Below are 13,887 nucleotides of genomic sequence, written 5' to 3'. Positions count from 1 at the left end.
AATCACAATGTACCGTTATCTGACCTACACCGCCTTCGGTTGGTTCGTGCTCAGCGGCACCGCGCATTTCAGCATCGATGTCCTCTCGCACGCATTTCAGGGACGCCATCCTCCGGGGCGTGAAACCACCCTCTATTACGGACTGCATTCGGCGTTCGCGCTGGGCCAGGTCGCGTTCGGCGCGCTGGCGCTGGTGGTGGTCGTCCGGGCACCACACGTCGTTGGTACCGGATTTCTGCTGGTGTCCGCTGGCGCAGGGATCGCATGGTTCGCGATCGCCTGGGTCTTTATCGACTATCGTCAGCCGACGATTATGGCGGGCATCTTCTGCGTCCTCGTCCTCGCCTGCTGGGTAGCGCGTCCGCGCTGGAGTTTGGTTCAGCGCAGCTGAACGATTGCGGCACCGGCCCGCTCCCCCACCCGGCCACCCATCAAAGATACCCTGAAGTGGGTGGCCGGGTGGGGGAGCGGGCCGGCACCGCAATTCAGCGAAGCTGAAACCGACTCTAAAGGACACGGGTAGATGGTGTCCCGGAGAGGACTCGAACCTCCGACCTGCGGTTTAGGAAACCGTTGCTCTATCCTGCTGAGCTACCGGGACGTGGCCGCGACGGTTAAGCGGCGGTGGCGGCGCGGTCAATCGTGCGATCAATTGCACCGGTCGGGCGGCACCACCGGCAGGGGAAGCGGCGCGACGGGCACCCCCTCGTCGATCAGCGCCTTGGCCTCGGCGATGCTCGCCTGGCCGTGGATCGGGGCGTGCGCCGCCTCTCCAAGATGCATCGCGCGTGCCTTTTCGGCAAAGGTCATGCCGACCCATTGCGAACCTTCGAGCATCTTCGCCTGAGCGGCGGCAAGCGCGGCCATGACCGCCTTGGGATCGGGTTCTGCCTTCGTCGACGCGGCTGCGCGGTTGCCCTTGGCGGCGACATTGGGGGCCATCACCGCCTTGCCGATCTCCGCATCGCCGCAGATCGGGCAGGCGAGCAAGTTGCGGGTGCGCTGGTCCTCATAGTCCGCGCTCGATCCGAACCAGGCCTCGAACACGTGATCGGCGCCGCATTTGAGGTCGAAGACGATCATGCGGCCTCCACCGGCGGAACCGCGCGGCGATGGGCGATCGCCGGAACGCGCGATCGGACATCCGCGACCCGCGCCGGATCGATGTCGACAAAACCGAGCCCCGCATCCTCGCCCATGTCGAGCAGGATTTCCCCCCATGGATCGATCGCGAGGCTGCGGCCATAAGTGGCGCGACCGTCCTCATGGGTGCCGGTCTGCGCGGCAGCGATGACATGCACCCCCGCCTCGATCGCCCGGGCGCGGAGCAACACATGCCAGTGCGCGGCACCGGTCGGACGCGTGAAAGCGGCAGGAACCGCGAGCAGCGTCGCACCGGCATCGGTCAGCGCGCGATAGAGATCGGGAAAGCGCAGATCGTAGCAGATCGACAGACCGAGCGTGCCGAGCGGGGTTTCGACCACCACCGCGCGGTCCCCCGGCGCATAGGCATCGGATTCGCGCCAGCGCTCACCGCTGGGCAGATCGACGTCGAACAGATGGATCTTGTCGTAGCGCGCGCGGATCGCGCCCGAACCATCGATCACGAAGCCGCGATTGACGAACCGCCCCTCTTCGCCCCGCAAGGCCAGCGAGCCGAGATGCACCCAGAGGCCGTATGCCGCCGCAGCCTCGCGGACCGCAGCGAGCACGGGGTCGTCGGCCTCTGCGACCACCGACGCCGAGGCGCGCTTGCGGTCGCGATCGAGCAGGCCGGACATTTCCGGGGTGAACAGCATCGCCGCGCCGCCCGCCGCCGCATCCGCCACCCCCTGGACAAGGGTCTCGGCATTGGCGCGCGGGTCGATCCCGCTCGTCATCTGAAGGACCGCGGCCTTCATCGGCCGAGCAGCGGATCCAGCCTGCCGTCGCGCTCCAGCGCCATCAGATCGTCCGACCCGCCGATATGCGCGCCGTCGATGAAAATCTGCGGCACAGTGGTCCTGCCGTTTGCGCGCTGGATCATCTCCTGCCGCTTCGGCCCGCCCATCGTCAGGTCGAATTCCTCGTAATCGGCGCCCTTGCTGTCGAGCAGCGCCTTGGCCCGCGCGCAATAGCCGCAAAATGCCTTGGTATAGATTTCGATTTTCGCCATATTCCCGAGGTGCGTATGCCGACCCCGCTTGTCAATCCGGGTCTTCCCCCGGGATCACCCGCGCCCAGCACAGGATCGTCACTTTGGCCGCGCCCGCGCGCTTCAATATGCGGACACAGGCATTGGCGGTCGCACCGCTGGTGAAGACATCGTCGATCAGCACGATGCGTCGGCCCTGCAGTTGCGCCGCAACACCGGGCGCCAGCGCGAACGCGCCTGCAACCGCCTTTGCCCGGCCCCGCCCGCCAAGGCCGCGCAGCACCGGGGTCGATTTAACCCGGCGCAGCAGATCGGGTGCCACCGGCACGCCGGAAATGCGCGCCAGTGCCCGCGCGATCAGTAGCGCCTGATTATAGCCCCTCCCCCAGATGCGCCAGCGATGCAGCGGCACCGGCACCAGCAGTTCGGCATCGTCGGGCATCAGCCGCACCATCAGCCGCGCCGCCGTCTGCGCATTGGCAGTACGCCCGCCATATTTCAGGCGCAACGCAAGCGCACTCGCGGTCGGGCCATAGGCCACGGCGGCACGCACCCCGTCATGCGCGGGCGGATGGGCGAGGCACGGCCCGCACAGCGCCCCCTCCCCCCGGTCATGATCGAACGGCAGGTTGCACGCCGCGCACCAGGGCGGCGCGATCATCGTCAGCCCGCTCCAGCAGGGTGCACAGAAGCGATGGTCGGCGTCCACCACCGCCCCGCACCCGGGGCAGCGGGGCGGAAGCGCCAGCCCGATCAGCCCCAGCAAAGGTTCGCGCAGTCCCACGCGATGCTTGTCGCGCGCGCGCCGACGCGGCACAAGCCGCCGCGTGTCCTCCCCAGCTTCCCCGCCCGATATCTTCGACCGCAACCGGCGGCGCCTGCACCGCGACCGCGCAGCGCCCGGCTTTGCGGGGTTCGACTTCATCCGCGCATGGATGCTGGAGGGGATTGGCGAGCGGCTCGACGCGGTGCGGCGCGAGTTTCACGATGCGCTGGATCTTGGCTGTTTCGACGGTGCATTCGTTCCGCCCCCCGGCGCGCGGGTCACGCGGGTCGATGCAGGCGCGCGCTTCGCTGCCCTGGCAGGCGGGGTTCAAGCCCAGGAGGATCGGCCCCATTCGCCCGAAGGCGCCTATGACCTGGTCGTCTCGGCAGGCGTACTCGACAGCGTCAACGACCTGCCCGGCGCGCTCGCGCTGATCCGGCGCTCACTGCGTCCCGACGGGTTGTTCATCGGTGCGTTTCTGGGCGGATCGACGCTGTCGACGCTGCGCAGCGTGATGCTGGAGGCCGAGGCCGATCGCCCGGCCGCCCGCATCCACCCTCAGGTCGATGTGCGCTCCGCCGGCGATCTGCTGGTGCGCGCGGGCTTCGCGCTGCCGGTCGCCGATGTCGAGACGCTGAACGTCCGCTATGCCAGCCTGTTCGACCTGATCCGCGATCTGCGGGGGATGGGGGCGACCAGCCTGTTACCTGACCCCGCACCGCTGCGCCGCGAGACGGTGGCGCGGGCAGCGGAGCGATTCGCCGCGCGCGCCGACGCGGAGGGACGCACCGCCGAGCGGTTCGACGCGATCTTCGTGACCGGTTGGGCGCCCGATCCGTCGCAGCCGAAACCCGCGCGGCGCGGATCGGCGACAACATCGTTGACGGATGCGCTTCGGCCGAAATCCTGACCTCTTGACGCAGACGCCGTCCGGCCCGATGTTAGCCGCGCGGACCGGGCCCCTCTGGCGATCGACATGATCGTGATGTCGGACCGCATCGGATGATCCGATGCAGGCTGGGCTTATCGTGACCGTTTCCACCTGCTGACGGCCATCCGATCGATTTCACATCGACAGGAGGCATTATGATGAGTGGCATGTTGTGCCGTCTGAGCGTCGTCCACCGGAAGCTGGACGAGGAGATTCGGCGCGAGGCACGGCGTCGCAATCCCGACGGGTTCCGCCTGCTGCGGCTGAAAAAGCTGAAGCTGGCGGTCAAGGACCGCCTCGCCGGGCATTGGAAGCGCGAACTCGCAACCGGCAACTGATCCAACCAATCGCGGCGGCCCGGGCCCCTCTGGTGCGCGATGCGAATCGCGCATGATGTCGGGCCGCCCTTCGACGCGCGTGCTGCGCGATCCGAAAGGGGCTGACTTCAATGGAATTTCTGACTTACCTCTGGCTGGGCAAGCCGGTGTGGATGTGGCTCGCCTTTATGGGCCTCGTCGCCGTCCTCCTCGCGCTCGACCTGGGCGTCCTGCATCGCAAGCAACGCGAAATCGGGGTGCGCGAGAGCCTGTTGCTTTCGGCTTTCTATATCGTTCTGGGGCTGGCGTTCAGCGGCTTTGTCTGGTGGCAGCTCGGGCAGACCGCAGCGGTCAATTACGTCACCGGATTCGTGGTCGAAAAGAGCCTGGCGATGGACAATGTCTTCGTCATCGCGATGATCTTCACCTATTTCGCCGTCCCGCGTCAGTATCAGCACCGGGTGCTGTTCTGGGGCATATTGGGCGTCATCGTGCTGCGCGCGATCATGATCGGCGTGGGCGCGACGATCGTGTCCGAATTCGGATGGGTTCTGTATATTTTCGCCGCCTTCCTGATTTTCACCGGTATCAAGATGTGGCGGATGGTCGATACGCCCTATGACGTTTCGGGCTCGCCACTGCTGCGCTGGTTGCGGCGGCACATGCGGGTGACCGAAGGGCTGCGCGGATCGGCGTTTTTCGTGCGGGAAGCAGATCCGCGAACCGGGGCTATGGTGCGCCATGCCACGCCGCTGTTTCTGGCGCTGGTGATGATCGAGTTTGCCGATCTGGTGTTCGCGGTCGATTCGGTGCCGGCGATCTTTGCCATCACCACCGATCCGTTCATCGTCTACACGTCGAACATTTTCGCGATCCTGGGGCTGCGCGCGCTCTATTTCGCGCTTTCGGCGCTGGTCGAGCGGTTTCACTATCTCAAATATGCGCTCGCCGTGCTGCTGGTGTTCATCGGATCGAAAATCTTCGTCGCCGATGCGCTGGGGCTGGCGAAGATCCCACCGCTTGCATCGCTCGGGATCACCGTGGCGATCCTCGCCACCGGCATCGCCTATTCGCTGTGGCGCACCCGCGACCAGCAGGTGGCGCACGCAAGCTAGATCAGCGCCTCCAGCAATCCGATCAGCGGCTTGTCCGCCGGCGGCATGTCGAGGCGGTGCAATTCGAGCGGGCGAACCCAGCGCAGCGCGGTAGCGTGCCGCGCCTGGGGGACCCCGCTCCATTTGCGGAGCGCATAGAGCAAGAGGAGCAGATGCCGCTCGCCCAGCGCCTCGCTGGCGAAGGTCGCGGGGGCGAGACACGCCTGCTCGACCGAGATGCCGAGTTCCTCCTCCAGTTCGCGGCACAAGGCGGTTTCGGGCAGTTCGCCCGGATCGACCTTGCCGCCGGGAAACTCCCATAGTCCCGCCATCGGCTTGCCGGGCGGGCGTTGCTGCACCAGCACGCGACCGTCGCCATCGACCAGCGCCGCCGCAACGACCAGCAACAATCCATTCTCCAACGATGCAGGGCGCGTTTTCAGCATTTCGTTAATCTTGTTTCCCTAGATTCCGTCAGCACTCATTGGAGAGGCCGCACCGTGCGACCATTAAAGTCATTATCGGCCCGCCTGTTACGCTGCTCGCGCGGCGCGACGGCGGTCGAATATGGCTTCATCCTCGCGCTCATCGTCCTCGTCATGATCGCTGCGCTTGGCGAACTCGCCAGCGGCACCACCGGCATGTGGAACAATGTCAGCAACAAGGTCCAGACCGCCCGTTGAATATTACGGGCCTCACCCGGTCGCGCCTAAGGTCTTTGTTAACTTCCGTCACTTAGTTTCGGCCTTGCTGGAACCGGGTTCTCCCGGGGGCAGCCGGGAAATGAAGCGTCAAATTGCATGGAGACCGGTATGAACACGATCCGCAAGATTTTCGGCAACAAAAAGGGTGCCACCGCCATCGAGTACGGCCTGATCGCCGCGCTCATCGCCGTCGCAGCCATCGCCGCGATGCAGGGCCTGGGCAACCAGCTCAAGACCACCTTCACCAACGTTTCGTCGAACATGAAGGCGTCGTAAGACCCTTTATTCCGACAAGTGAACAGGGGGCGGCGGACCATCGGTCCGCCGCCTTTTTTCTGTTCCTCCCCTGAGCTTGCTCGGGGGAGGGGGACCGCCGCCGAAGGCGGTGGTGGAGGGGCGGCCGCGCGGACGGCCGTGAACAGCTCGGCAAAATTCCGCCCTCTACGGCCAACGGCTTGCTTTGCACGCCGGCTCCGCTGCTGCGATATGCCCCCGGCATATCACTGTTCGCGGCTACGCCCCCTCCACCACTCGCTTCGCGAGCGGTCCCCCTCCCCTGCTGCGCAGGGGAGGAATGGATATCAAGCCCGGCCCATCGCGAGGAATTTGGCGCGGCGCGACTGCCGCAGCGCGGTTGCGCTCTGGCCCGACAGATCCTCGAGCGCCGACTCGATCGCATCGCCCAGTGCGTCGATCGCCGCCGCATGGTCGCGATGCGCACCGCCCAGCGGTTCGGGAACAATCGTGTCGATCACGCCGAGTTCCTTGAGATGCTGTGCGGTCACCTTCATCGCTTCGGCGGCGTCGGCGGCCTTGTCGGCGGTGCGCCACAGGATCGAGGCACACCCCTCGGGCGAGATCACCGAATAGACGGCGTGCTCCATCATCAGCACGCGGTTGCCCGCCGCCAGCGCGACCGCGCCGCCGGAGCCACCCTCGCCCAGAATCGACGCGACCATCGGCACGCCCAGATTGAGACACGCCTCGGTCGAGCGGGCGATCGCTTCGGCCTGGCCGCGCTCTTCGGCCTCCATGCCTGGAAACGCGCCGGAGGTATCGACCAGAGTCACCACGGGGATGCCGAATTTGTCGGCCAGTTCGACCAGCCGGATCGCCTTGCGATAGCCCTCGGGCTTGCCCATGCCGAAATTGTGGCGCAGGCGGCTGGCGGTGTCGTCGCCCTTTTCATGGCCGATAACCATCACCCGCCGACCGCGGAACCGGCCAAGGCCGCCCTGGATCGCCTGATCGTCGGCAAAGGCGCGGTCGCCGCCCAGCGGCATGAAATCGTCGATCAGCCGCGCGACATAATGCTTGAAATGCGGTCGCTCCGGATGACGCGCGACCAGCGTCTTCTGCCACGGGGTCAGTTTGGCGTAGGCATCCTTGAGGAAACGGTCGGACTTGGCCTGAAGGCGGCCGACCTCGGCCTCGATATCCACCTCGCCGCCTGCGGCGGTATCGCGCAGCTCATCGATTCGCGCCTGAAGCTCCGCGATCGGCTTTTCGAATTCAAGAAAACTGGCCATCGCGCGCACCTATGCCCCGCCGCGCTTCGCGTCAACGCGGCGAAGCGATGCCGCTGCGTCGGCGAGTGGATGGCGTTCGTTGACCAGCTGGACCAGCCGCGCGCTGTCGACATGGGTGTAGATTTCGGTCGTGGCGATATCGGCATGGCCCAGCATCGCTTGAAGCGCGCGCAGATCGGCGCCGCCTTCGAGCAGATGCGTCGCGAAGGCGTGGCGCAGCACGTGCGGGCTGATCCGGTCGGGCGGAATGCCGGCTTCGGCAGCGATCGCCCGGACCATCTGGTAGAGGCGGATACGGCTCAAATGCCCCTTGCCCGAGGGGAACAGCCAAGGCCGTGCCGGATCGACATGCGCGCGCCATGCGGCCACCGCCGCACGCGCGCGGTCGGACAACGGGACGAGCCGCTCCTTGCCGCCCTTGCCGCGCAGGATCAGATAGGGCTTGTCGGGCTGGACGGCGCCGCGCGGAAGGGAGACCAGCTCGGTCGCGCGCAGGCCCGAGCCGTAGAGCAGTTCGATCAGCGCGAGTAGTCTAAGGTCGCGCGGATCGGGCGGCACCCGGTCGATCCGCGCCTGGATCGCGGCGAAGATCGCCTCGACGTCGCGGCCCGAAAGCGTTTTCGGAAGTCCGCGCCCGCTACCGGGTCGCGGCAACGCCCCGCCGGGATCGTCGGCACGAAACCCTTCGTCGAGCAGAAAGGCGAAGAAGCGCCGCAGCGCCGCCGATTTGCGCGCGACCGTCGCGCGCGAGAGGTCGCGCCACCCCTCCCCCAGCCGCTCGATCGCCGCCCGGTCCGCACCCGCCAGCGCGCCGTCCAGCGTCTGGGAGGCAAGCCGCAGGTCCGCACCATAGGCGGCGAGCGTGTTGGGCGCGGCGCCAGCCTCGGCCGCGAGCATCTCCAGAAAGCGTTCGATCAGCGCCCCGTCGTCGCCGGGAGCGATCGCGGTCAAAGCCGTGTGATCGCCTCGACGGCGATCATCCGCGCATAGCCGTCGAGTCCCACCTGCGTCAGAGCGCGGGTGATATGGTACAGCGCCTCGGGCGAGACGCCTTCCCACACCCGGCTCTGCATCCCCGTCGCCGCCAGCAGCACGACCGTTCCGGGCTGGTTCGCATCGGCCGCGCGCGCGATGGCGCGAGTCCAGGCATTGGCCGCATCGAATTCAACGCCCGATGCGCGCATCAGCCGCTCGCCATCGCCCGCCGGGATGCGGCCCATCCCGGCCATTGCCGCGATCAGCATCGCGCCGTTGTTACTCTCCGCGCTGTTGCGATACGCCTCGACATCGCCGACCGCGACGGCACGCGCGGGTTCGGCGAGCAGCAACATGCCCCAGCCATCGCTGCCGCGCGGGGCGATTTCCTTCCAGCGCAGCGCCGCACGGTCGAGACCGGCGCTGAGCATCGAGGCGATCAGCCTGTCGGCATCGGCGCGATGTGCCTCGGACGGCGTGAGCCGGGCCGCCGCGCGCGCGGTGAGGATCAGGCGGCTATAGGTCGCGCGCGGCCCCTGTGCCTCGTCCCATAATTGCCGCATCCGCTCGACCCGCTCCTCGGCGGTGGCGGCAGTGAAAGCGGCGCGCAGATCGCGGGCGACCGCGACTTCCGCAGTGGAGGGATCCTCCAGTGCTTCGATCTCGCCATAAAGATCGGTGAGCGCCTGAGACGAGAACACGCCCTGGCTCGCCGCCGCCTCGGCCGCTGCGGAACGGTCGCGCAGGGCAAGTGCGGGGGCGGTCGCTCGCCAATAGCGAAGCTGCGGACCGGCGGTGTCGTTCAACCGCGTCGGAATATCCGTGCCAGACGCGACCGCGAGGCCCCAGCGCCACGCGCTGATGCGATCGACCGCGTCCCATTCGACAGTCACCGCGCGGCGCCCCGACACACCCATCCCGACCAGCTTTTCAGCGAGCAGCACGTCGATCGCGTTGCCCATCCGGCGGCGGCTGGCATCGATCAGCGGCCCGGCCTTGCTCGGATCGCCGTCCAGCCCCGCGCAGATTGCCTCGGCAAGCCGCCAATTGCGGTCGGGCGCGGTATCGAGCGCGGGGACGACCATTGGACACAGGCCACCCGGATCAGCGGTGGCGAGCATCGCCTGCATCGCGACCTGGAACATCTTGGGGGTGTAATTGGCGATATCGACCGACTGGACCATCGCCCGCGCCGCATCCGCCTCACCCATGCGGATCAGGAGCCAGGCGCGTTCGGCGGCAAAATCGGCACCGTGCAGCCCGCGCGGCGTATTCACGCGCGACAGCAGCGCCCGGCGCAGCGCGATCGACAGCCAGCGCGATGCGACCGGCGCGTCCATCCGCCGCATCAGCGTCTGAAGGAAGCCGCCGTCCGCATTGCCGAACGCGGTGACGGGCAATCCGTCGCTGGCGGGCGAGGACGGGCCCACCTGCGCCAGCGAGCGTTTGGCGAAATCGGGCAATTCGTAGCGGGAGATCACCGCATAATCGATCTCGCCGGGTTCGGTCTCTGTCCCCGTATCGGCCGCGGCGCTCTCATTCGCCACGCCTTCGCCAGCAGAAGGGGCCGGCGCGGCGGGCGGCGGCACAGCAGCCCCCGGCGCCGCAGTCGGCGCAGGGGCCGGAGCGGGCGCAGGCGCGGGTGCGGGTGCGGGAACCGGATCGTCGAATCCCGGTGGCAGCAGCGATTCGGGCCGATCCTGCGCCAGCGCGGGAATTCCCACGCCGGCCGCGACCGCCAGAACTGCCGCGAGCGCCGTCTTAGTTCGAGAGATTGTCAAGCGGAACGACCTTCTCGACGCGCACCGGCGGCTTTTCGGTATCGCGTCCTGCAAGGAAGAATAGCCCCCCGATCAACAGGATAGCGACAATCACGACGATGACGAGCGAACGGGACATCGACCCCCTCAAAACCATTTGCTGCACAGGCGACGGGCCTTTTGCCCGAGCGCGATGCTCGCTGTATAGCCCCCGCGACCATGCTGCAAACCCGTCCATCTCTCGCCCAGCCGATTACCCGCCCGATCGTGCTGATCGGGCTGATGGGCGTGGGCAAGACCACGGTGGGGCGTCGCCTAGCCCAGCGGCTCAAACTCCCCTTTGTCGATGCCGATGCGGAGATCGAGGCGGCGGCGGGGATGACCGTCGCCGAAATCTTCGACCGGTTCGGCGAACCGCATTTCCGCGATGGCGAGCGGCGGGTGATCGCGCGGCTGATCGACGGCGCGCCCAAGATTATCGCGACCGGAGGCGGCGCATTCCTGAACGACGCGACCCGCGCCCTGATCCTTGACCAGGCGACCGCGATCTGGCTGGACGCTCCCCCAGAAGTCCTGGCGGAGCGGGTCGCAAAGCGCGACCATCGCCCGTTATTGCGTGGAAAGGACCCGCTAAAGGTGCTCACCGAACTCGCCGCCGTGCGCAATCCCGTCTACGCGCTCGCGCCGATCCATATCGCCAGCAAGGCTGCGCCACACGAGACGACGGTGAATGCGATCCTGACGGCAATCGGCCGATGAAGATCGTCCCGGTCGCGCTGGGTGCGCGCAGCTATGAGGTGCGGATCAAGGCCGGGCTGCTGGACGATGCCGCCGCGCATCTCGGCCCCCTCGCCCGCAACCGTCCCTTTGTCATCGTCACCGACACCAATGTCGCGCGCCATGCCGAACGGCTCGCCGCGACGCTCGCGGCTGCCGGACTGGCCAGCGACACGATCGTCCTGCCCGCAGGCGAAGCGACCAAGAGCTGGGCACAGCTCGAATCGCTCACCGACGCGCTGCTGGAGCGCGGGATCGAGCGCGGCGACCATGTCATCGCGCTGGGCGGCGGGGTGATTGGCGATCTGGTCGGCTTCGCCACCGCGATCCTCAAGCGCGGCTGCAACTTCGTACAGATGCCGACGACGTTGCTGGCGCAGGTCGACAGCTCGGTCGGCGGCAAGACCGCGATCAACAGCCGCGCGGGCAAGAATCTGATCGGGGCGTTTCATCAGCCTTCGCTGGTGCTGATCGACCCGGATTTGCTCGACACGCTTCCGCTGCGCGAGCAGCGCGCCGGTTATGCGGAAGTCGTCAAATACGGCCTGATCGACGATCTCGGATTTTTCGAATGGTGTGAGGGCAATGGCCTCGCGCTGCTGTCCGGCGATTCGTCGGCGCGCGCCTATGCCATCGCCCATTCGGTCGGCGCCAAGGCGCGGATCGTCGCGGAGGATGAGCGCGAGACCACCGGCAAGCGTGCGTTGCTCAACCTTGGCCACACCTTCGGCCATGCGCTGGAGGCGGAAACCGGCTTTTCCGACCGGCTGCTGCATGGCGAAGGCGTTGCGGCGGGCATGGCGCTTGCCTTTGCCTATTCGGCGCGGCGCGGCCTGTGTCCGGGGCAGGATGCCGAGCGGGTCGCGGCACATCTGCGGGCGAGCGGGCTGCCGTTCGACCTGGCTAGCGCCGGGATCGCCGCGAGCGGGGCACGGCTGGTGGAGCATATGCTGCACGACAAGAAGATGGACGCAGGCACCCTCCCCTTCCTGCTCGCACGCGGAATCGGGCAGACCTATTTGGACAAGCAGGTCGATCTGGCCGACGTGGCGTCGTTCCTGGACGAACTGCCGCGCTAACGGATTTCCTAACTTCGGTTTGCCCTGAGCCTGTCGAAGGGCGATTTCCAACCGGCGTTTCGCTTGCGGCCCTTCGACAGGCTCAGGGCAAACGGATCGGGGGCGTTTCGAACGCGCGCGACGCTTTTGCTTTGGTCAGCCGCCACAAAATGGGGTGGAGGATATGTGATTCGGGGGGGAATCCCCCCACCCCGCATCCCCCCGCGGGGAGATGCGATCTTCAGGCTTCGAGCTGCCGCATCAGGCTGCGGACCGCGCCGTCGATCTCGCTGTCGGTGCCGCGCAGTTCCTCGATGCGACGGACGGCGTGGATGACGGTAGAATGGTCGCGATTGCCGAATTTGCGACCGATCTCGGGAAGCGAGCGCGTGGTCAGCCGCTTGGCGAGATACATCGCGATCTGGCGCGGACGGGCGATCGCGACGGCGCGACGCTGCGATACCAGATCGAGCTGTTTGACGTCGAAATGCGACGAAACGGCCTTCTGAATCTCGTCGATCGTCACCCGGCGCTGGCCACCGCGCAGAGCCTCGCCCAGCACGCTTTCGGCGAATTCGATCGTCACCGCTTCGGCGTTATTGAGCTGCGCATAGGCGACGAGGCGGTTGAGCGCCCCTTCCAGTTCGCGCACCGACGAACTGATCCGCGCCGCGAGCAGGTCGAGCACCGCCCCCGGCACCATGGCGCCTGGCATATCCTCAAGCTTGCGGTCGAGGATCGCGCGGCGCAGGCCGAGTTCGGCGGGCTTGATGTCGGCGGCAAGCCCCGATCCCAGCCGCGAGGCGAGCCGCGTCTCGATCCCTTCGAGCGCAAGCGGGCTGCGGTCGGCAGCGATGACCAGGCGCTTTCCTTCGCGCATGAACTCATCGACCGTGTGAAAGAATTCCTCCTGGGTCGACTCCTTGCCCGCGATGAACTGGAGATCGTCGATCATCAGCAGATCGACCCCGCGCAGCCGCGCCTTGAAGCTGAACGTATCCTTCTCGCGCACGGCGCGGACGAACTCGAACATGAACCGTTCGGCGGGCATGTAGATCGCGGTCGCATCCGGACAGGCTTCGAGAAAGGCATGGCCGATCGCGTGCATGAGGTGGGTCTTGCCCTGCCCGGTCATGCTGTGAAGGTAGAGCGGGCTGAAACGCGGCTTGCCCGGCTCGGCCAGCGCGCGCGCGGCGTTGAAGGCAACGCGGTTGCTGGTATCCACCACGAACCGGTCGAAGGTGAAGCGCGAATCGAACCGCGGACGCTCGGACGCTCCGACGCTCGCTCCGGCCTGGGCCGAGGGCGAGGCGGGCGTTGCCGCCGAAGCCGCAGGGGTATCGGCGGCAAGTTCGCGGGTTGCGCGGGCGTCGACCGTCTCGATCGAGACGGTCCGAACGCCGGGCAGCTGCGAGCGGAATTCCATCACCAGCCGGTCGGCATAGTGATTCTTGACCCAGTTGGTCATGAAGGCGGAGGGCAGGCCGAGGCGGACGGTATCGGCATCCTCGCCAGGGATAAGGACGATCGGCTTCAGCCACTGGTCGAACAGGCGCTGGCCCGCAGAGAGCCGCAAATTGCCGCGTACTCGTGTCCAGGCCGTCGCTTGATCCATCCGTCCTCGCCCCCTTCAAAGTCATCCGGCCCGCGCGCGGGCAACACTCTCCCAGCGCGGAAAGCGACCCCTTCCGCACGCGAGTTTCGCTCAGGCAAAAGGATCCCGTCGGCGGAATCGCATCCGCGTCGCAACGGTACCTTCGCTGATTCCGCCGGGCAGAAACGCCGTGGCGGAGGTCCGTTTTAGGGACGATTTTTCGAGTCGATCAAGAGCAAGCATGTAAA

Annotated in this window: 18 protein-coding genes and 1 tRNA gene; 8 read left to right on the top strand and 11 right to left on the bottom strand. The window is 66.9% G+C overall.

What is annotated here, in order from left to right:
- The first annotated feature begins 7 nt into the window (after positions 1–7).
- Positions 8–391 carry a hypothetical protein gene (locus FPZ54_RS00090; protein WP_145844083.1) on the top strand — a complete coding sequence of 128 codons (384 nt, stop codon included), beginning with the start codon at positions 8–10 and terminating at the stop codon, positions 389–391.
- A gap of 133 nt (positions 392–524) precedes the next feature.
- On the opposite strand, the gene FPZ54_RS00085 is transcribed toward FPZ54_RS00090, so the two are convergent.
- The 5 genes from FPZ54_RS00085 to FPZ54_RS00065 all read right to left on the bottom strand — a co-directional run bounded on the left by FPZ54_RS00085 (position 525) and on the right by FPZ54_RS00065 (position 2,951).
- Positions 525–601, bottom strand: a tRNA-Arg gene (locus FPZ54_RS00085).
- A gap of 47 nt (positions 602–648) precedes the next feature.
- Positions 649–1,083, bottom strand: a complete 435-nt coding sequence (locus tag FPZ54_RS00080) for a DUF1178 family protein (protein WP_145844081.1) — start codon at positions 1,081–1,083, stop codon at positions 649–651.
- Positions 1,080–1,901: a carbon-nitrogen hydrolase family protein gene (locus FPZ54_RS00075; protein WP_145844080.1), complete on the bottom strand. Its 822-nt coding sequence runs from the start codon at positions 1,899–1,901 to the stop codon at positions 1,080–1,082. Before FPZ54_RS00075 ends, FPZ54_RS00080 begins: the two co-directional genes overlap by 4 nt.
- Positions 1,898–2,155 carry a glutaredoxin 3 gene (grxC, locus tag FPZ54_RS00070; RefSeq protein ID WP_145844078.1) on the bottom strand — a complete coding sequence of 86 codons (258 nt, stop codon included), beginning with the start codon at positions 2,153–2,155 and terminating at the stop codon, positions 1,898–1,900. Before grxC ends, FPZ54_RS00075 begins: the two co-directional genes overlap by 4 nt.
- Before the next feature lie 31 nt (positions 2,156–2,186).
- On the bottom strand, positions 2,187–2,951 hold the full coding sequence (locus FPZ54_RS00065; RefSeq protein ID WP_422396552.1) for a ComF family protein: 765 nt from the start codon (positions 2,949–2,951) through the stop codon (positions 2,187–2,189).
- Between the two features lie 10 nt (positions 2,952–2,961).
- On the opposite strand from FPZ54_RS00065, the gene FPZ54_RS00060 reads away from it, so the two are divergent.
- The 3 genes from FPZ54_RS00060 (at position 2,962) to FPZ54_RS00050 (ending at position 5,263) form a co-directional block, all read left to right on the top strand.
- Positions 2,962–3,810 carry a methyltransferase domain-containing protein gene (locus FPZ54_RS00060; RefSeq protein WP_239019649.1) on the top strand — a complete coding sequence of 283 codons (849 nt, stop codon included), beginning with the start codon at positions 2,962–2,964 and terminating at the stop codon, positions 3,808–3,810.
- Positions 3,811–3,998: 188 nt separating this feature from the next.
- Positions 3,999–4,169 (top strand): DUF465 domain-containing protein, encoded by a 171-nt coding sequence (locus tag FPZ54_RS00055; RefSeq protein WP_422396551.1) that lies wholly within the window; start codon positions 3,999–4,001, stop codon positions 4,167–4,169.
- 110 nt (positions 4,170–4,279) lie between these two features.
- Positions 4,280–5,263 (top strand): TerC family protein, encoded by a 984-nt coding sequence (locus FPZ54_RS00050; protein WP_145844073.1) that lies wholly within the window; start codon positions 4,280–4,282, stop codon positions 5,261–5,263.
- Here the strand turns inward: FPZ54_RS00050 and FPZ54_RS00045 are convergent.
- Entirely contained in the window at positions 5,260–5,688 is a 429-nt protein-coding gene (locus FPZ54_RS00045) for a (deoxy)nucleoside triphosphate pyrophosphohydrolase (RefSeq protein ID WP_186456852.1), read from the bottom strand. The two genes, FPZ54_RS00050 and FPZ54_RS00045, sit on opposite strands and share 4 nt — an antisense overlap.
- Before the next feature lie 54 nt (positions 5,689–5,742).
- Between FPZ54_RS00045 and FPZ54_RS00040 the strand changes: the two genes are divergently transcribed.
- On the top strand, positions 5,743–5,925 hold the full coding sequence (locus FPZ54_RS00040; RefSeq protein WP_145844072.1) for a Flp family type IVb pilin: 183 nt from the start codon (positions 5,743–5,745) through the stop codon (positions 5,923–5,925).
- A gap of 129 nt (positions 5,926–6,054) precedes the next feature.
- Entirely contained in the window at positions 6,055–6,222 is a 168-nt protein-coding gene (locus FPZ54_RS00035; protein ID WP_066665303.1) for a Flp family type IVb pilin, read from the top strand.
- A 305-nt stretch (positions 6,223–6,527) separates the two neighbouring features.
- Here FPZ54_RS00035 and FPZ54_RS00030 read toward each other — a convergent pair whose 3' ends face one another.
- From FPZ54_RS00030 to FPZ54_RS19690, 4 genes are read right to left on the bottom strand one after another with little or no spacing between them, the layout of a single operon-like run.
- Positions 6,528–7,475, bottom strand: a complete 948-nt coding sequence (locus tag FPZ54_RS00030) for an acetyl-CoA carboxylase carboxyltransferase subunit alpha (RefSeq protein WP_145844071.1) — start codon at positions 7,473–7,475, stop codon at positions 6,528–6,530.
- Between the two features lie 9 nt (positions 7,476–7,484).
- Positions 7,485–8,426: a tyrosine-type recombinase/integrase gene (locus FPZ54_RS00025; RefSeq protein ID WP_277872303.1), complete on the bottom strand. Its 942-nt coding sequence runs from the start codon at positions 8,424–8,426 to the stop codon at positions 7,485–7,487.
- The gene (locus FPZ54_RS00020; protein ID WP_145844070.1) at positions 8,423–10,231 is read right to left on the bottom strand and encodes a hypothetical protein; all 1,809 of its coding nucleotides are present in this window, start codon (positions 10,229–10,231) and stop codon (positions 8,423–8,425) included. Before FPZ54_RS00020 ends, FPZ54_RS00025 begins: the two co-directional genes overlap by 4 nt.
- Positions 10,212–10,349 carry a hypothetical protein gene (locus FPZ54_RS19690; RefSeq protein ID WP_186456851.1) on the bottom strand — a complete coding sequence of 46 codons (138 nt, stop codon included), beginning with the start codon at positions 10,347–10,349 and terminating at the stop codon, positions 10,212–10,214. The genes FPZ54_RS00020 and FPZ54_RS19690 overlap by 20 nt, the downstream gene beginning before the upstream one ends.
- Before the next feature lie 80 nt (positions 10,350–10,429).
- On the opposite strand from FPZ54_RS19690, the gene FPZ54_RS00015 reads away from it, so the two are divergent.
- Both FPZ54_RS00015 and aroB read left to right on the top strand, forming a co-directional pair.
- Positions 10,430–10,969, top strand: coding sequence for a shikimate kinase (locus FPZ54_RS00015; RefSeq protein ID WP_145844069.1), 540 nt, complete (start codon positions 10,430–10,432; stop codon positions 10,967–10,969).
- Positions 10,966–12,066: a 3-dehydroquinate synthase gene (gene aroB / locus FPZ54_RS00010; protein WP_145844067.1), complete on the top strand. Its 1,101-nt coding sequence runs from the start codon at positions 10,966–10,968 to the stop codon at positions 12,064–12,066. Before FPZ54_RS00015 ends, aroB begins: the two co-directional genes overlap by 4 nt.
- Before the next feature lie 220 nt (positions 12,067–12,286).
- Here the strand turns inward: aroB and dnaA are convergent, their stop codons facing one another.
- Complete coding sequence (gene dnaA, locus FPZ54_RS00005) at positions 12,287–13,660, bottom strand: chromosomal replication initiator protein DnaA (RefSeq protein WP_145844065.1); 1,374 nt, start codon at positions 13,658–13,660, stop codon at positions 12,287–12,289.
- Positions 13,661–13,887: the final 227 nt, after the last annotated feature.

The organism is Sphingomonas suaedae (assembly GCF_007833215.1).
GTDB classification, from domain to species: Bacteria; Pseudomonadota; Alphaproteobacteria; order Sphingomonadales; family Sphingomonadaceae; genus Sphingomonas; species Sphingomonas suaedae.
Note: the sequence above shows the minus strand (reverse complement) of the source record. Positions and strands in the feature narration are given on the sequence as shown.

Coding starts and splice junctions, on each gene's coding strand:
- FPZ54_RS00015 (WP_145844069.1), top strand. CDS start 10,430: ATGCTGCAAACCCGTCCATCTCTCGCCCAGCCGATTACCCGCCCGATC.
- grxC (WP_145844078.1), bottom strand. CDS start 2,155: ATGGCGAAAATCGAAATCTATACCAAGGCATTTTGCGGCTATTGCGCG.
- FPZ54_RS00035 (WP_066665303.1), top strand. CDS start 6,055: ATGAACACGATCCGCAAGATTTTCGGCAACAAAAAGGGTGCCACCGCC.
- FPZ54_RS00050 (WP_145844073.1), top strand. CDS start 4,280: ATGGAATTTCTGACTTACCTCTGGCTGGGCAAGCCGGTGTGGATGTGG.
- FPZ54_RS00090 (WP_145844083.1), top strand. CDS start 8: ATGTACCGTTATCTGACCTACACCGCCTTCGGTTGGTTCGTGCTCAGC.
- FPZ54_RS00045 (WP_186456852.1), bottom strand. CDS start 5,688: ATGCTGAAAACGCGCCCTGCATCGTTGGAGAATGGATTGTTGCTGGTC.
- FPZ54_RS00075 (WP_145844080.1), bottom strand. CDS start 1,901: ATGAAGGCCGCGGTCCTTCAGATGACGAGCGGGATCGACCCGCGCGCC.
- FPZ54_RS19690 (WP_186456851.1), bottom strand. CDS start 10,349: ATGTCCCGTTCGCTCGTCATCGTCGTGATTGTCGCTATCCTGTTGATC.
- aroB (WP_145844067.1), top strand. CDS start 10,966: ATGAAGATCGTCCCGGTCGCGCTGGGTGCGCGCAGCTATGAGGTGCGG.
- FPZ54_RS00055 (WP_422396551.1), top strand. CDS start 3,999: ATGTTGTGCCGTCTGAGCGTCGTCCACCGGAAGCTGGACGAGGAGATT.
- dnaA (WP_145844065.1), bottom strand. CDS start 13,660: ATGGATCAAGCGACGGCCTGGACACGAGTACGCGGCAATTTGCGGCTC.
- FPZ54_RS00080 (WP_145844081.1), bottom strand. CDS start 1,083: ATGATCGTCTTCGACCTCAAATGCGGCGCCGATCACGTGTTCGAGGCC.
- FPZ54_RS00030 (WP_145844071.1), bottom strand. CDS start 7,475: ATGGCCAGTTTTCTTGAATTCGAAAAGCCGATCGCGGAGCTTCAGGCG.